The organism is Halopseudomonas sp., from assembly GCF_036961105.1.
Taxonomy (GTDB): Bacteria; Pseudomonadota; Gammaproteobacteria; order Pseudomonadales; family Pseudomonadaceae; genus Halopseudomonas.
The window spans coordinates 109007-125231 of sequence record NZ_JBALWW010000002.1 but is presented as its reverse complement, the minus strand read 5'-3'; the positions used below and the strand labels follow the sequence as shown (position 1 = coordinate 125231).

14 protein-coding genes and 1 tRNA gene are annotated in these 16225 nt (G+C 58.2%); 13 read left to right on the top strand and 2 right to left on the bottom strand.

The genetic code is table 11. The annotated features are described in order from the left end of the window. Positions 1–38 precede the first annotated feature (38 nt). The 11 genes from pheT to V7756_RS03330 all read left to right on the top strand — a co-directional run bounded on the left by pheT (position 39) and on the right by V7756_RS03330 (position 12769). A complete protein-coding gene (gene pheT, locus V7756_RS03385) occupies positions 39–2420 on the top strand; it encodes a phenylalanine--tRNA ligase subunit beta (protein ID WP_335608751.1) in 2382 nt (793 codons plus the stop codon). Between the two features lie 3 nt (positions 2421–2423). Next, positions 2424–2726, top strand: coding sequence for an integration host factor subunit alpha (gene ihfA, locus V7756_RS03380; protein WP_092283767.1), 303 nt, complete (start codon positions 2424–2426; stop codon positions 2724–2726). Further along, positions 2707–3066, top strand: a complete 360-nt coding sequence (locus V7756_RS03375; RefSeq protein ID WP_335608750.1) for a MerR family transcriptional regulator — start codon at positions 2707–2709, stop codon at positions 3064–3066. Before ihfA ends, V7756_RS03375 begins: the two co-directional genes overlap by 20 nt. Before the next feature lie 77 nt (positions 3067–3143). Continuing rightward, positions 3144–3220 (top strand) — tRNA-Pro (locus V7756_RS03370). Positions 3221–3411: 191 nt separating this feature from the next. Beyond that, entirely contained in the window at positions 3412–3756 is a 345-nt protein-coding gene (locus V7756_RS03365) for a 50S ribosome-binding protein YggL (protein WP_335608749.1), read from the top strand. A 199-nt stretch (positions 3757–3955) separates the two neighbouring features. Further along, positions 3956–4414: a DUF2147 domain-containing protein gene (locus tag V7756_RS03360; protein ID WP_335608748.1), complete on the top strand. Its 459-nt coding sequence runs from the start codon at positions 3956–3958 to the stop codon at positions 4412–4414. 111 nt (positions 4415–4525) lie between these two features. Further along, entirely contained in the window at positions 4526–5020 is a 495-nt protein-coding gene (locus V7756_RS03355; protein ID WP_335608747.1) for a M48 metallopeptidase family protein, read from the top strand. Between the two features lie 300 nt (positions 5021–5320). Then, a complete protein-coding gene (locus V7756_RS03350) occupies positions 5321–7198 on the top strand; it encodes a carboxylesterase/lipase family protein (RefSeq protein ID WP_335608746.1) in 1878 nt (625 codons plus the stop codon). Between the two features lie 290 nt (positions 7199–7488). Beyond that, positions 7489–8472 carry a cation diffusion facilitator family transporter gene (locus V7756_RS03345; RefSeq protein ID WP_335608745.1) on the top strand — a complete coding sequence of 328 codons (984 nt, stop codon included), beginning with the start codon at positions 7489–7491 and terminating at the stop codon, positions 8470–8472. 538 nt (positions 8473–9010) lie between these two features. Further along, a complete protein-coding gene (locus V7756_RS03335; protein WP_335608744.1) occupies positions 9011–10789 on the top strand; it encodes a putative bifunctional diguanylate cyclase/phosphodiesterase in 1779 nt (592 codons plus the stop codon). 525 nt (positions 10790–11314) lie between these two features. Continuing rightward, entirely contained in the window at positions 11315–12769 is a 1455-nt protein-coding gene (locus V7756_RS03330; RefSeq protein WP_335608743.1) for a spinster family MFS transporter, read from the top strand. 144 nt (positions 12770–12913) lie between these two features. Here the strand turns inward: V7756_RS03330 and V7756_RS03325 are convergent, their stop codons facing one another. Next, positions 12914–13480 carry a hypothetical protein gene (locus tag V7756_RS03325; RefSeq protein WP_335608742.1) on the bottom strand — a complete coding sequence of 189 codons (567 nt, stop codon included), beginning with the start codon at positions 13478–13480 and terminating at the stop codon, positions 12914–12916. Between the two features lie 263 nt (positions 13481–13743). On the opposite strand from V7756_RS03325, the gene V7756_RS03320 reads away from it, so the two are divergent. After that, positions 13744–14358: a LysE family translocator gene (locus tag V7756_RS03320; protein ID WP_335608741.1), complete on the top strand. Its 615-nt coding sequence runs from the start codon at positions 13744–13746 to the stop codon at positions 14356–14358. A gap of 102 nt (positions 14359–14460) precedes the next feature. Further along, on the top strand, positions 14461–15744 hold the full coding sequence (locus tag V7756_RS03315; protein WP_335608740.1) for an FAD-dependent oxidoreductase: 1284 nt from the start codon (positions 14461–14463) through the stop codon (positions 15742–15744). On the opposite strand, the gene V7756_RS03310 is transcribed toward V7756_RS03315, so the two are convergent. Then, positions 15713–16111, bottom strand: coding sequence for a RidA family protein (locus tag V7756_RS03310; RefSeq protein WP_335608739.1), 399 nt, complete (start codon positions 16109–16111; stop codon positions 15713–15715). The genes V7756_RS03315 and V7756_RS03310 overlap by 32 nt on opposite strands. Positions 16112–16225 lie beyond the last annotated feature (114 nt).

Here is a 16225-nt window from a genome sequence, read left to right as displayed (position 1 = left end):
CGCCGCACCCGCAACCCTTTTGAGAGCAGGAATCCATAATGAAATTCAGTGAACAGTGGCTGCGCACCTGGGTGAACCCCGCCGTCTCCCGTGACGAGCTGGTAGCGCGCCTGTCCATGACCGGACTCGAAGTAGACAGCGTTACCCCGGCCGCCGGCGTGTTCAGCGGCGTGGTGGTGGGTGAGATCCTCAGTGCCGAGCAACACCCGGATGCCGACAAGCTGCGCGTTTGCCAGGTCAGCAACGGCAGCGAAGCGTTTCAGGTCGTCTGCGGCGCGCCCAACGCGCGCCCCGGCATCAAGATCCCCTTTGCCATGGTCGGCGCCGAACTCGGCGAAGACTTCAAGATCAAGAAGGCCAAGCTGCGCGGCGTAGAGTCCTTCGGCATGCTGTGTTCCGCTGCCGAACTCAAGCTCTCCGAAGACCACGACGGCCTCTACGAGCTGCCGTCCGACGCCCCCACAGGCCAGAGCCTGCGTGAATACCTGGGCCTGGACGATGCCATCATTGAAGTCGACCTGACCCCCAACCGTGGCGACTGTCTGTCCATTGCCGGTCTGGCCCGTGAAGTCGGCGCCAACTACGGCGCGGCGGTCACGCGCGTACAGGTTGATCCGGTTGCCGCCATGCACGATGAGGTGCGCCCGGTCGAGCTGTTGGCGCCGCAGGCCTGTCCGCGTTACCTGGGCCGTGTTGTCCGCAATGTTGATCTGTCGCGCTCCACGCCCCTGTGGATGGTCGAGCGTCTGCGCCGCAGCGACATTCGCAGCATCGACGCCGTAGTGGATATCACCAACTACGTCATGCTTGAGCTGGGTCAGCCGCTGCATGCCTTCGATCTGGCCGAAATCAAGGATGGCATTCGCGTGCGCCTGGCTGAAGAAGGCGAGAAGCTGGTGCTGCTCGATGGCCAGGAAATTACCCTGCGCGCCGATACCCTGGTAATCGCCGACCACGAGCGCCCATTGGCCATGGCCGGCATCATGGGTGGCGAGCACAGCGGTGTGAGCACCGGCACCCGGGACCTGTTCCTGGAAAGTGCCTTCTTCGACACCATCGCCATCGCTGGCAAGGCGCGTGGTTACAGCTTGCACACCGATTCCTCGCACCGCTTCGAGCGCGGCGTCGATTGGCAACTGCAGCGTGAAGCCATGGAGCGCGCCACCGCGTTGATCCTCGAGATTGTTGGTGGCGAGCCGGGGCCGGTTATCGAAGCGGTAGAGCAGGGCGCCTTGCCTACGCTGAAGCAGATCATCTTGCGTAGCGAGCGCATCAATCAGATGCTCGGCATGCAGATGAGCGAGAGCGATGTGGTTGGCTATCTGACCGGTCTGGGTCTGGGCGTCAATGCCCAGGGCGAAGGCCAATGGCAGGTAGATGTACCCAGCCATCGCTTCGATATCAGCATCGAGGTCGATCTGATTGAAGAGCTGGCACGTCTGTATGGCTACAACCGCCTGCCAGTCAGTGCACCTACCGCGGCCCTGACGCTGAGTGCCAAGCCGGAGACCCGTGGCGAGCTGCCCATGTTGCGTCGTCTGCTGGTCGCGCGCGGTTATCACGAAGCTATCACCTACAGCTTCATTGAGCCGGGCCTGAGCAAGCAGTTCGATCCCGAGATCGAGCCCCTGGCATTGGCCAACCCGATTTCAACCGACATGGCCGTCATGCGCACCTCTCTGTGGCCGGGCCTGAGCAAGGCGCTGCAGTACAACCAGAACCGCCAGCAGGGCCGCGTGCGCCTGTTCGAGAGCGGCCTGCGTTTTGTGCCGCAGGCCGATGGCGAGTTGCTGCAGGAACGTATGCTCTCGGGCATCGCCTGCGCCACGCGTCTGCCCGAAGGTTGGGCCAACGGTGCCGAGAAGCTCGACTTCTTTGACGTCAAAGCCGATGTGGAAGCCATTCTGGGTAGCGGCGGTGCGGGCGAGGCCTTCACTTTCGTGCCAGCCGAGCATCCGGCATTGCACCCGGGACAGACTGCCAGCATCCAGCGCGATGGTCAGCAAGTAGGCCTGTTGGGCGCGCTGCACCCACAGTTGGTTGCCGATCTGGACCTTAACGGACCGATTTTTGTGTTCGAGTTGGCATTGGCGAAAATTTGCCAGGGAAAACTCCCGCGTTTCAACGAATTGTCCCGCTATCCTGAAGTCAGACGTGATGTTGCCTTGGTGGTAGACCGCAGCGTTCTCGCGGAAGACCTGCTGGCATGCATTCGCCGCGAAGCGGGTGAACACCTGAAAAACCTCAGGTTGTTTGACGTTTATGAGGGCAAAGGTATTGATCCGCATAGAAAAAGTATGGCTATCGGCTTGACCTTGCAGAATTCCTCGCGCACTCTTACGGATGAAGAGGTGAATGCTGTCATGGACAGAGTGCTGAAGTCCCTGGAGCAAGGGTTCAACGCCACACTAAGGAAATAGCCGATGGGGGCTCTGACGAAAGCGGAAATGGCTGAGCGGCTCTATGAAGAACTAGGGTTCAACAAGCGCGAAGCCAAAGAGTTGGTCGAACTGTTTTTCGAAGAAATTCGCAATTCACTGGAGACCAACGAGCAGGTCAAGTTGTCCGGATTCGGCAATTTCGATCTGCGTGACAAACGTCAGCGCCCCGGACGCAATCCCAAGACGGGTGAAGAGATACCCATTACCGCAAGGCGCGTAGTGACTTTTCGCCCCGGACAAAAACTCAAGGCCAGAGTAGAAGCCTATGCTGGAACCCAGCCATAACGACGAACTGCCGGCGATCCCCGGCAAACGCTATTTCACCATTGGTGAAGTCAGCGAGCTTTGTGCAGTAAAGCCTCATGTTCTGCGTTACTGGGAGCAGGAATTTCCACAACTATCACCCGTAAAGCGTCGCGGTAACCGTCGTTATTATCAGCGTCAGGATGTGCTGATGATTCGCCAGATTCGCGGCCTGCTGTACGACCAGGGCTTCACCATCGGCGGCGCGCGTCAGCGTTTGTCCGGCGACGAAGCACGTGAAGATGTAACCCAGTACAAGCAACTGATCCGTCAGACCATTGCCGAGCTGGAAGAAGTACTGAACGTTTTGCGTGTACGCTGATACTGAAAAAAAACTTTCTCATTTCAGATAGTTAATGTATCATGCGACCCGCTTCGGAAGACAAATCGAAGCATCGTCGGGGCGTAGCGCAGCCTGGTAGCGCACTTGCATGGGGTGCAAGGGGTCGAGTGTTCGAATCACTCCGTCCCGACCATATTATTAGTGATCAAGCCCAATGTTTACGCATTGGGCTTTTTCATTTTCAGCTGTTTTTGGGCTTGCTCAGTCTGCCTTTCCCGCTGGCGTCGATGCCGGCAGCCGAAACCACCAAGCTGATACTTTCTGCAGCCGCCGCTTTCAGGGCCGGCTACACTCTCGCTTGTATTTATCCAAGAGGAATTATTCATGGCTACCACCCGTTCGCGCCGCTTGCGCAAAAAGCTTTGTGTAGACGAATTTCAAGAGCTGGGTTTTGAACTGAACCTGGCATTCAAGGACGGCCTGACCGTCGAAGAGATCGACAGCTTCCTCGAAGACTTCCTGATCCAGGCAATGGACGCCAATAATCTGGATTATGTTGGCGGCGAAGACTTTGGTCTGGTCTGCCTGGCCGAGCGCGGCTCTGTCAGCGAAGAACAGCGCGCTGCCGTAGAACGCTGGCTCAAGGGCCGTAGCGAGCTGGCCAAGGTAGAAGTCAGCCCCCTGCAGGATGCCTGGTACCCGGACAAGCCGATCTCTGCGGCTGTCTAAGTAGCTGTTGTAGTTGTAAGGCCAGCGCGCTGAAGTGAACAGCGCGTCAAGCATTACCGAAAAGGCCAGTCAGCAATGACTGGCCTTTTTTACGTGTGGATAGAACACCCGACTAATTGCCGCTGTCATAATTAGCAAGCCCAACTGCCAGCGCAGTTGAGGCCAGGCCAGACTCTGTAAACCCTGCTGGAGAATTCCAATGCATCACCTCCTTCGCGCGCGCCACGTTGTTTTGGCGCTGATTGCCGTTTTCATATCCTCTGTCGCCTGGGCAGACAACAGCTCGCCAGAAGGCTTGTGGAAGAGTATTGACGACAATAGCGGCAAGCCCCGTGCACTGATCCGTATTGTCGAGCAGGAAGGCACGCTGCGCGGCACCATTGAAGAAGTCTTCCCGCAGCCAGGCAAGGAGCAGCAAAGCACCTGCAAGGAATGCGAAGGTGAAAACAAGGATGCGCCCATCGTCGGGCTGACCATTCTTACCGGCCTGCAGAAAGAGGGTGATGAGTACACCGGCGGTGAGATTCTCGATCCGGAGAACGGCAAGGTCTACAGCAGCAAAGCCGAGTTGATCGAGGGCGGTGACAAGCTGCAGGTGCGCGGCTATATCGGCACGCCCATATTGGGTCGCACCCAGACCTGGATTCGTCAGGAGTGACCTGCCGGCTTTACCCGCCCAGGCACCCACGAAGGCAACGGCTAGGGCAAAGCCACAGGCAACCGAGTTCTGTATCATCAGCCGTCTCAATGCGCTGACAATCAAACGACCTTGGCCACACTCAAATACCTCAACGGCTACGCGCCCGGCCTGCAACAGCAGGTGCAGGCGCTGATCGATCAGAATCGGCTGGGCGCCTGGCTGGAGCAGCGCTATCCGCCGCAGGCGCAGCAGCACCTGATTCAGTCCGATGCCGCGCTCTACGAGTACACCCAGCGCCTGAAGCAGGAGCACATGCGCAGCAGCGGGCCGATCAGCAAAGTCTTCTACGATACCCGCATGCACGTGATCGACAACGCCCTGGGCCAGCACCAGTTTGTCAGCCGCGTGCAGGGCAGCAAGCTCAAGGCCAAGAACGAGATCAAGGTCTCGGCCATGCTCAAAACCCTGCCCGAGCCGCTGCTGCGCATGGTGGTGGTGCATGAGTTGGCGCACCTGCGCGAGAAAGACCACAACAAGGCCTTTTACCAACTGTGCCGGCACATGGAGCCGGACTATCACCAGTTGGAGCTGGACTTGCGGTTGTTTTTGACGCTGCGAGGGTAGGGGCGCAGGCCAGGGTCAAACGCGCGGCCCCGGAGCGCGCCGCCACAACCCGGGCGGCAAAGACTGAGCAGGTCTGCCAGGCGTGCAGAACTCTGGACTAGCTCGCCAGCGCTGGTCGTTCAGCACCGATGCTGGTGCATTACCTTACGCGGCGAGTTCAAAATAAGTCGAAAGCTATACAGGGTATAGCGACTGCTTATGTCTCATCCGATAGACAAATCCTAAACTACACTGAACTCGGCTCGACGCATGATCGGGCTCAGAGAAGCAAAACAATAACATTGACTCAGGAGAGAGCAAATGCGTTCTTGCCGCCCCGCAACTGATGAAACCAACTCAGTCCTATCGCGCCCCGTTTTTACCACCCTGGCCTTCGCCATTGCCGGATCGCTCTTGCTATCTGGCTGCTTCGGCAGTAGCAGTAGCAGTAGCGATGATGATGACAATGAAAGCGTAAGCGCCAAGATCACCTTGGCCAATGGCGAAGTCCAGGGCATCGTCGAAGATGACACCCTGATCTGGCATGGCTTGCCCTACGCAAAACCACCCGTGGGCGATCTGCGCTGGCGCGCACCGCAACCAACCGAAGACTGGACCGGAGTGCGCGATGCTACGGAGCGCCACGCTGAATGCGTGCAGGCCGAGACCACCACCCGTTGGCAGCGCACTTCTACCATGGTTGGTGATGAAGACTGTTTGATCGCCGATATCTATCGCCCTAACCGCGCCGGTTATCAGTCCGAAAAACTACCGGTATACGTATGGATTCACGGTGGCTCCAACAACTTTGGTACTGCCAAGCAGTACGATGGCCGCGCGTTGGTCGAGAACTCCGATGTGGTCATGGTAGTGCTGCAGTACCGCCTAGGGCCGCTGGGCTGGTTTTTCCATCCGGACGTACAAACCGGCGGTGCAGACCCGCTCTCCGATTCTGGCAACTTTGGCACGCTCGACACCATCCAGGCATTGAAGTGGATCAAAGCCAACATTGCCGACTTTGGCGGCGACCCGGATAACGTCACCATCACTGGCGAATCTGCTGGAGCGCACAACGTACTCAACCTGCTGGTATCGCCCGAGGCGAGTGGCGATCTGTTTCAACAGGCGGTTTCGCAAAGCGGCGCCATGACGACGCGCAGTACCAACAGTGCGCGCACCGCAACCAACAACCATATCGAATGGCTGATTCGTCTGATCGAGGATCGTAAAACACCCACCACCCCGATCGACGCCGCGCAAGCGACCCAAATGCGGCAAGACATGGAAGGCGCCGGCACGCTGAACGCCTACCTGCGCGCAGCGGACGCTCGGGACCTGTACCAGGCGGTATTCAACTACAGCCAATTGAGCGCCTATGGCGCCATCGAAGACGGCGTGGTAATCCCGGCCGGTGGCTGGCTGCCCGCGTTCACCGCTGGCGACTTCAACAATGTGCCGGTAATACTCGGCGCCAACGAGTACGAACAGAAGTCCTTCATGCCCTTGTACGGCGGCGCATTGAAGGCAGCGGTGGGTGGCACCATCCCCTCGGCCGCCGGCAAGAGCTGGCTCGACCTGCTGGATGTTGCCTTTGAAGGAGCGCAGACACTCGACGAGGTGCTACCCACCCAGAAAGACAAAGACACCTACGAAGTCACCGGTTATAACGGCGGCCGCGCCTGGCGGGCAAAATACGTAGACGAACTGGCCCGGGTAATTTCCCAACACCAACCTGCTACCTATGCCTATGATTTTCGCTGGGGCAGCCAGTCTGGTCCGGAGCCCTTCGACTTCATTTATGGCGCCGGGCATGCCTCGGAGATCTCTTTCTTCCACGGCGTAGGCGAGGGGCTGTTCAACTTGCCTTTTACTCAACAAAACGCGCCTGGCCGTGAAGAGCTGCAGAACGCCATGATGGATTACCTGGCGGACTTCGCGCGTGGCGGCAACCCGAATGGCGAATTTAGCGAAGACGAGCTGGCCTGGCAGCCCTGGTCAAACACCCTAGGGGGCGACAAGGTTATCGTCTTTGATGCGACCGATTCGGCCTCGGATATCAGCATGTCAGATGAGGGTTTGACGCTGGCGGGGGTAAACACCGCGTGGACAACCGCCATGACCAACCTCGGCCTTACACCCACAGAGCAGGGCACCTTGCGCGCGCTCTTTGGTCAGTCGGCCAGTTACTCCAGCCCGTGATCGCATGATGGCTAGTACCTTCGGCAATTAGCCTGCAAACGGGACCTTAGGGTCCCGTTTTTTCTGCCGTCACCTGTGACGGATGACACGGCAATTGTCAGAAGGGCTTGTCTGGCCGAGATGCGCGTTTTCTCTGCTTGACCCTGTAGTGGCTGCAGGGTTTTCAATACGGGTGTTGATGGAGAGTCGGGCGCGGATACCGCAACGCGCCGTCTCACCGGAACAGCAACGCGCTATATTCAGCAGCACGCAGCCATCTTGAGAAGGCGCGGCACAGGGGCCAGAAACCGATGACCGAACACCACCACGATCACTCGCACGACCACAAGCATGACGCGCACAGCCACAGCCACAGCCATGGCAGCGGCAAGACTCTGGTCTTCGCGCTCATCTTCACCACCGCCTTCGCCCTGGTCGAAGTATTCGCCGGGCTCATGGCCAACTCCCTGGCCTTGCTGTCCGATGCCGGCCACATGTTTACCGATTCGCTCTCGCTGGCGGTCGGCGCCTTCTCTGCCTGGCTGGCCAACAAGCCCGCCTCACGCCAGCACTCGTTCGGGCTGCAGCGTGCCGAAGTGCTGGGCGCGCTGTTCAACGTCATCTTCATGTTCCTGGTAATTGCCTATATCGCCTACGAAGCCGTATTGCGCATGCTCGATACGCCCGAGGTGAACGGCGTCACCGTGCTGGTCGTGGGGGCCCTGGGCCTGCTGGTGAACATCATCGTCGCCTGGGTACTGATGCGCGGCGAGCAGAACATGAACGTGCGCGGCGCGCTGCTGCACGTCATGGGTGACCTGCTGGGCTCAGTCGCCGCCGTGGCTGCCGGTGCCATCATCTACTACGGCGGCCCGGCGATCATGGATCCGATCCTCTCGCTGTTTGTCTGCCTGCTCATCCTGGTATCGGCCATCCGCCTGCTACGCGCCGTCACCCGGGTACTGATGGAAGGCGTACCCCAAGGCATAGACCCGGCCGAAGTAAGCCAGGCACTCACACAGATCGACGGCGTACAGGCCGTGCACGATCTGCACATCTGGAGCCTCTCATCCAACAGCCACGCCCTGGCCGCGCACGTAGACATACAAGCCATTGATCAATGGCAAAGCGTGTTGCCGCAGATTCAGGAGGTGTTGCGCGAGCGCTTCGGTATAGCGCACAGCACCTTGCAGCCGGAGGATGCGGCGATTCGGCAGGGGTGTGTGGTGGAGCAGGGGTGTGGCGGACGGTCAAAGCACACTGAGGCAGCTTCAGGACCAAAGCAACATGTCTAAATTTTAGCGTTTTTTCGACACGTCAGGTAAACGTGTCGAAATTATCCGGTTTTCTATACATATTGGCGGTATGAACAGATGAACCACCGCGTTATTTCATTTTCCCGCTTAAATTGAATTATGAGCGTTGTTTATTCTAATGCGGTGAGAATCATGAATAGTGCCATAAACTCCCCAACGTATTCTGCCTCCAATCAGCGCTGTTTAGCCCTACGTGGCTCTGGCGCCGGAAGGGGATGTGGATCTCAGGCCCTATATTCACATTGCCCGTTGGCTGGAGAGGGTAGAGGCGTTGCCGGGGTATTTGCCCAAGCCTTGATTTGTGAGCCCACGATGGCAGTTGCCCAGTTTATTCAGGATGGCAACTGCGTATGCTCTAACATCAGCAGAATATGCAAAACCCTGCTGCATTTTTAATGGCCTTTTGCTACGGTTTAATTCAGGTGATGAATCTCATTGGAGTGTTGATGAATCTCATTGTAGTGTGGGACATCCATTGGATTGCTTACTTGATTCTACGGTACGGCTTTGAAAAGATATGTTTACTGAAGGGCCTCCTGCTCCTGTTAATGAACCTCAGCGGCTTTCACGCATTCAGGAGCTTTGTTTATTGGAAAGCACGCCGGACCCAGTGTTCGAGCGTGTGGTGGAGTTGGCTGCCAGAACATTTAAGGTGCCCATCGCCCTGATTTCGATTCTGGACGAAAACCGGCAGTATTTTCGCGCGAGCTTCGGGCTGCCGGTGCGCGAGACGCCTCGCCGTGATTCGTTCTGCGCCTACGCCATTCTGGCCGATGAGCCTTTTCAGATTCCCGATGCTACGTCCGATCCGCGATTCGCCAATAACCCCCTGGTTACCGGTGACCCAAATATTCGGTTCTATGCTGGCGTGCCGCTTACTACCGCAGACGGCCTCGGTCTGGGCAGCGTTTGTATCATCGACACCAAGCCACGTCCCGTACTGGATGAGCACGAGTTAGCCTTGCTCCGTCATATCGCCGAACTGGTCATGCAGCGCATTTTAGACCTGCGCCAAGTTGCGTTCGTTGACCAGTCGACCGGACTGTTCAACCGGGTGATGCTCGAACAGAAGATTCGTTCCATCGTCAGTACCGGCAAAGGGTGCACCGTCGCCGCCGTAGACGTCATCGCGCCGCACTTTTTAAACGATATCGTCAAGGCTCTTGGCTACAGTTTCTCTAATGAGCTGATTCTAGCCATGAAAAACCGGCTGCAGGCGCTTCTGCCGCGGGGTTGCTCGCTCTATAAAATCAGCCCTACACGTTTCGCCTTTCTGTTGAATGAGGACCAGGCCGAGGATGGTCCCTCTCTATATCAGCGTATCCTTGACGACTTGGCTATGCCGGTGAATAGCAAAGGCATTCCGATCCAGACGCAGGCAGGGATCGGCGTGCTGCCGATTAAGCACGATCAGGCCGAGGATGAAGACTGGCTGCGGCTGGTTATAAGTTCAGCTGACGATGCAAGAGACCGCCAGCTAGGCTGGCAATGGTACGACAAGTGTCTGGATGGGGCACAGCAGAGGGCTTTTACAGTGCTCTCCAGTCTCGCTGAAGCGTTACAAGCTGATGATCAGTTTTATCTTGTTTTTCAGCCGCGAATTAATCTGGCATCAGGGCGATGTGAGTCGGTTGAGGCGCTGTTGCGCTGGAGGCACCCGGCGTTGGGGCACGTTGGCCCAGATGAGTTTATCCCGCTAGCAGAAAAAACCGCGCTGATTGGCGCTATCACGATGAAAGTTCTGCATGCGGCCGTCGCTCAGGCAGCAGCCTGGCAAGCTCAGGGAATTACCCTCAAGGTGGGTATCAATATCTCGGCGATTGACCTGGAAAGCAGCGCTTTCGCCGATGAACTTGCTAGCTTGATCGAACAGAAGCGCATCAAGGCTGACAACATTGAGCTCGAGTTCACTGAAACGGCACTGATAAACAAGCCTCAGGTTGTACGCGAGCAACTCAGTCGAATCAGTGCGCTGGAGGTAGACATCGCGATCGACGACTTTGGCAGTGGCTATAGCAACTGGGCTTATCTACGCGATCTCCCGGCTACGACAGTCAAAATAGACCGATCTTTCATGTCTAAACTGCATTCTGATGAAAAGAATCGGCGGCTGGTTAAGGCCATTATCGAGTTGGCTTCGCGTCTGAACTATCTCGTTGTGGCTGAAGGCATCGAAGACGCACCGACGCTTGAGCTGTTGCAAGGTTGGGGGTGCCATGAAGGGCAGGGTTATCATATCGCCAGGCCGATGTTGCCTGAGATGTTGGCATCATGGCTTTCGAGGCGGGGCTACTGAGTACCGGAAAAAAATCACCTCCGCATCAGTGGGGTAGAACCCGAGCCAATAAACTATTCACTAGCGCGACACAGTCTTCGCTGGTGCTTAGTGGTTCATTAACTTCTCGAAAAGCTTGTTCAACCAATTTTCATTTGCGTATTCGCGCTGGCGCCAGTTAGCAGGTACTCCATTAGCTCTAAAGGGAGATTTAGGTCAAGTGAGCACATGTCTGACGTTGGCATCGTGCCATATGGTCTAGGCTAACCTTCACTGGCGCGCTGCACCGCTGATACCCAGCCATTTACCTCATGGATTGGTCTCAGCTCACACCATAGCTGCTCGTCTCGCACAGGCCAGGCCACTCCGCTGCTACGCCGTCATGCCAACCGTTGCGATGATCTCACCTGTCACAAAGAGACAACAATTCTGTGCGGCGCCGGCTCCACTATGTCGATATGCTGGTGGAGCTCGTAAGCGAATAATATCAGCGTGTGGTTGCGGCCCGCGTCTACTAATAACAATGTACTTAGAGGGGAGTTATCCATGGGAGCCATTGTTGGCGGAGAAGGGGGTGCCCAGGGCCACCTGGTCGGTTACGGGTCAAAGGCGTACCGCAATTATGTGCTCTTGGCACTGACCCTTATCTACATCCTGAATTTTGTCGACCGCGCCCTGCTAGCGGTCGTCGGTCCCGATCTGGTGCCGGACCTCGGCATCACCGACACGCAATTTGGCCTTCTCACCGGCTTCGGTTTCGCCTTGCTCTACACAGCCGTGGGCATCCCGCTTGCACGCTTTGCCGATGTTGCCAATCGCGTATGGATCATGACCATCTGCGTGGCCCTGTGGTCGCTGATGACCGCAGCCTGCGGCTTGGCAACGGAAGTCACCATCGGCTCCATGACCATAGGCGCGTTCTGGATTCTGCTGATGTGCCGCGTTGGTGTAGGCATTGGCGAGGCGGGCTGTACACCGCCGGCCAACTCGCTGATCGCGGACTATTTCATTCCCCGTGAACGATCCCAGGCGCTGGGTTTTTACGCCATGGGCGTGACACTCGGCACCATGTTCGCCAACCTGATTGGTGGCTGGGTTACCGACAACTTCGACTGGCGCACTGCCTTTTTCGTCGTTGGTTTGCCGGGCTTGCTGGTCGCCATTGTTTTCAAATTCACGGTCAAGGAGCCGCCGCGCGGCTATACCGATCCGCAGCAAGCCGAGAAGAAAGAGCGCGCTAGTCTCGGCGAGGCTATCCACGAGTTGATGGGCAAGCCTGCTTTCTGGCTGATGACCGCTGGCGCTACCATCGCCGCGTTCTGCGGTTACGGTATCTCCTCGTTCCAGTCGATCTTTCTGGTCCGCACCTACGAAATTACTGCCGGGCAGGCGGCGATCTGGATCAATACGCCGGTAGCGCTGTCTGCCGCGGTAGGCACCTTCGCCACCGGTTGGCTAGCGACCCGGATTTACAAGAAGCATCCGGGTGCTATCGCCTGGGTACCGGCGGTGGGCCTGACACTGGCGATTCCCTTTTACATTTACGCCTTCACCACCGATAACCTGCTTTACGCTGCAATCGGCCTGGTGATCGGCGGCTTCGTGAAGTACGGCTATCTGGCCGCGCAGTACACGATCGGCCAGGGTGTGGTCAGCATGCGTGTGCGCGCAATGGCCACGGCCGTGATGCTGCTTCTGGTCAACCTGATTGGTTACGGCTTCGGCCCGCTGTTTATTGGCGCCGTCTCCGACATCTTCTTCAAATCCGGCATTGCCGAGCTTGGGGTCGCGGCTGGCGAGCTGGCGCGCAATCAGTGTCATCCCGCTGTGGTTGGTGAGCTGAGCCAGAACCTGCAAGACGTCTGTGGCCAGGTTTACGCGCAAAGCCTGCAAACTGCCATGGTCATAATGGCCTGCTTGTATATCACCAGCGCTCTGTGCTTCCTGCTGACCTGGCGCCGGCTGGGCACGGATATGGTGGATAGACAGGTTAACGCTTGAGAAACCGAACACGCCATAAGTAACTACCCAGAGGGCGCATGGCGCCCTCTTTTTTTGCGCGCATGAAAGCTGGTTGGGGAGGCTAGCCTCCAGGCGTAGCCGTCATCTGGCGCCGGTCTTTGGAGCTTCCGATCAGTCGCGCTCTTAACGTTGCTGGCGAATACCGCCGCCGTAGTTGCGGTGCTGATCAGGCGGTGTGCGCTGTTGATACTGCTGTGGCCTGGCGTTGCGCAGCATGCGGTCGAGGTTGCGATTTCGCATCTCGCGCTGGTAGTCACGTTGTTCCTTGTACCGCTGTTGTTGCGCGCGGTAGTCCGGCCGTTGATATTGGTTGTTTTGCTGCTGACTGGGGCGCTGGTGCTGCGGCCAGCGGTCACGCGGCTGGTCGTAGTTGTTGTGCCGGTCGTACCGCGGTTGCTGGCCATATTGGGGGTAGCGGTATGGCTGCGACCACTGCTGCTGTCTCGGCTGCTGCTGTAGGCCGGGGTAATAGTTGTATTGCTGTACCTGGCCTTGCTGGCCATAGAGGCGCGACGACTGGCCATAGGTTTGCCGGTTGGGCTGTACGATGATCACCCGCGGCTGTGCCTGGTATACCTGCGCATACTGCTGGTGCGCAGAGCCGTACGGGCTAGCATAGAGCTCGTTGGCGCAGCCACTTAGCAACAGGGTTGAAATGCCCGCAAGGGCGACACTACGAAGAATGTTCATTGGATTGTCTCGCTTGGGCAGATCGCATTCATTCCAGCGTCGGATGCATCCTGCAGCGCGGGGATTATTCATATGACAGCAAAGTGAACGTAAAAACTGCGTTTTAGATGTAACTTTACATGGATTTACTCAGGCCAAGCCGTTGGCGACAGGCCAGGGGCGTTGCCTGGCATATACCGCAGGCTTGAATGGCAGAACCACTGTATCGGAGTAGTATCGCTGCCATGCAACCCACATATGTAACCCTCACATGAAGCCTGCACATGCAACTTGAAACCTGGTTGGTTTACGTGCTGGCGGTCATAGGCTTGTCTCTGTCGCCGGGCCCGAATGGCTTGTTGGCGCTGACCCATGGCGCTCTGTATGGTCACCGTATGACGCTTTACACCATCGTTGGCGGCTGCGTTGGTTTCGTCCTGGTTATCGCCTTGTCACTCTTTGGCATTGGGGCCTTGCTCAAGGCATCGCTGTTCTGGTTGAGCGTACTGAAATGGGTGGGGGGTGCGTATCTGGTGTGGCTGGGTATTCAGATCTGGCGCTCGCCGCCCCTAGGCGTGCCCGCTCCCGATGCGGTGGTGGTGGCCAAGCCCGGCAGTTGGCTGTTTCGACAGGGCTTGCTGTCTGCCATCAGCAACCCCAAGGTGATTCTGTTCTTTGTTGCCTTTCTGCCGCAGTTTATTGATCCCTCGCGTAGCCTGTTGCTCCAGTTTGCCGTGCTGGCGGGCACTTTTGCCGTGATCGAGTTCAGCACCGAGCTGCTGGTGGCCAGCCTGGCGAGTCGCATCAGCATTTGGTTGGCGAGGGTCGGGCGTCGCTTCAATCATTGTTGTGGTGCCGCTTTTATCGCCATTGGTGTGGCGCTGCCACTGCGCGGCTAGCGCGCCCAGCGACTGGTGGCTGCGCGCAGATGAACGCGCGGCTTTTTAGCTGTTACTCTTTGCCCTTGTGCGCACAATAGAAGCCCAACAAGAGCCCGATAAATGAGCTATTCCATCGCAGTGGTTGGCAGCGGCATGGCCGGGCTGGCAGCAGCCTATCGGGCGCGGTGCGCCGGCCATGGGGTCACTGTGTTTGAAGCCAGCGCCGGCCATGGCATGGACGCCCATGCTCTAACGACGGGGGGCGGGGTGGTGGATGTGCCCCTGCGCGTAATGAGCCGCGATGCCTGGCCGAGTGTGCTGCAGCTGGCCGCCGAGGTGGGGGTCGATACCTTTGCGCTGCGCACCCTGGTTTCCTGCAGCTGGCTTGGCGGCCATACCTGGTTTCGGGCGGGCGAGCTGCCGGTGTTGGGTTGGCCCTTTGTGGGTTCCTGGCGTTATCTGAACACCCGCGCGCTGCGCATCGGGCGCGGCATGTTGCAGCTGCGACGCGTGTCCCGCGAGATTGCACTGCAGGGTGGCGACGCAACCCTGGGCGAGTTTTTACAGCAACATGCGTTCGACCCGCTGTTCTGGCGCGGTCTGGTGCTGCCCATCCTGACCACCATCTGCACCTGCGAAGAACGGCATCTGCTGAGCTGGCCGGCCGTGCAGCTGCTCGCCATGCTGCAGGATATTCTGCATGGCGCGGAGTTGTATCGGCTAACCGGTGGCACCTCGGCGTTGGTTACCGCGCTGGCGAGGGGTCTGCCGCTGTACGCCGGTAGCCCTGTGGTGCAGCTCAGGCAGTGCGCGGAAGGCGTTCAAGTGTTCAACCAGCGAGGCGAGGGCGGCGTGTTTGACCGGGTGATTGTTGCAGTCCAGGCCAATCAATTGGACTTTCTGGATGGCGCGCAGTTTGCCCATGAACGCAGCGTGCTGGACAACATTCGCTTTGATGCCGGCGAGCTTTGGGTACATCAGGACCCGCGTTTCATGCCGGCGAAGCAGGCGGACTGGAAGGCGCTGAACTTTCAGATGGATCGGGCGTTGCACAAGCCCATGTTTACCGTCTGGATCAACCGGGTAGAGCCCACGCTGAGCAACAGCGCGCCACTATTTCAGACCTGGAACCCGCTGTTTGAGCCAGCCGCCGCTACCGTACTTGCCCGTGTGCCCTTGGAGCGCGCCGTGGTTCACGCCGGCACCGCCCAGGTTCATCAAGCGCTTGAGCAGTGGCACCGCGAGCCGGGGCGCAGGGTCTTTTTCTGTGGTTCCTGGGCCTATCAGGGGGTACCGCTACTGGAGTCGGCAGTCTGTTCTGCCAATGCGGTGGTGGCGGCGATCAATCGGCAGGCTGGCGCAACACGCGGGCTCACGCCTCCGGCAGCTTGGCAATCACCTTGATCTCAAAGTCGAACCCGGCCAGCCAGGTGACGCCCACGCAGGTGATGTTGGGGTAGGGCGCTGCGCCCCAGTGGTTCTTTACCACCGTCGGCCAGATGCTTTCGAAGCGCGACTGCGGGTCGACAATAAACACGGTGACGTCTACCACATCGTCAAAGCTGCTGCCGGCGGCGTCCAGGATGCCATTCAGGTTCTTGAAGGCCAGGGCTACCTGGTCCAGCAAATCTGGCTCGGGACTGCCGTCGGCCTTGCTGCCCACCTGCCCGGAGACGAACAGAAAGCCGTTGGAGCGGATGGCCGGTGAGTAGTGGTGTTGCTCGTACAGGGCATGGCGCCCGGCGGGGAAGACTACGTCGCGTGTGCTCATAACTACCTCTTCATTGGTTTGCGCAGGGCTGCGTGAGCCCGATGAAGAGACTCTAGGCGCTTGTGCACCGGCGATAAACGCGCAACAGTAGCCAGCACTGTTTGGGTTTTCCAA

Coding starts and splice junctions, on each gene's coding strand:
- V7756_RS03310 (WP_335608739.1), bottom strand. CDS start 16,111: ATGAGCACACGCGACGTAGTCTTCCCCGCCGGGCGCCATGCCCTGTAC.
- V7756_RS03330 (WP_335608743.1), top strand. CDS start 11,315: ATGGGAGCCATTGTTGGCGGAGAAGGGGGTGCCCAGGGCCACCTGGTC.
- V7756_RS03360 (WP_335608748.1), top strand. CDS start 3,956: ATGCATCACCTCCTTCGCGCGCGCCACGTTGTTTTGGCGCTGATTGCC.
- ihfA (WP_092283767.1), top strand. CDS start 2,424: ATGGGGGCTCTGACGAAAGCGGAAATGGCTGAGCGGCTCTATGAAGAA.
- V7756_RS03345 (WP_335608745.1), top strand. CDS start 7,489: ATGACCGAACACCACCACGATCACTCGCACGACCACAAGCATGACGCG.
- V7756_RS03365 (WP_335608749.1), top strand. CDS start 3,412: ATGGCTACCACCCGTTCGCGCCGCTTGCGCAAAAAGCTTTGTGTAGAC.
- V7756_RS03335 (WP_335608744.1), top strand. CDS start 9,011: ATGTTTACTGAAGGGCCTCCTGCTCCTGTTAATGAACCTCAGCGGCTT.
- V7756_RS03350 (WP_335608746.1), top strand. CDS start 5,321: ATGCGTTCTTGCCGCCCCGCAACTGATGAAACCAACTCAGTCCTATCG.
- V7756_RS03315 (WP_335608740.1), top strand. CDS start 14,461: ATGAGCTATTCCATCGCAGTGGTTGGCAGCGGCATGGCCGGGCTGGCA.
- pheT (WP_335608751.1), top strand. CDS start 39: ATGAAATTCAGTGAACAGTGGCTGCGCACCTGGGTGAACCCCGCCGTC.
- V7756_RS03320 (WP_335608741.1), top strand. CDS start 13,744: ATGCAACTTGAAACCTGGTTGGTTTACGTGCTGGCGGTCATAGGCTTG.
- V7756_RS03375 (WP_335608750.1), top strand. CDS start 2,707: ATGCTGGAACCCAGCCATAACGACGAACTGCCGGCGATCCCCGGCAAA.
- V7756_RS03325 (WP_335608742.1), bottom strand. CDS start 13,480: ATGAACATTCTTCGTAGTGTCGCCCTTGCGGGCATTTCAACCCTGTTG.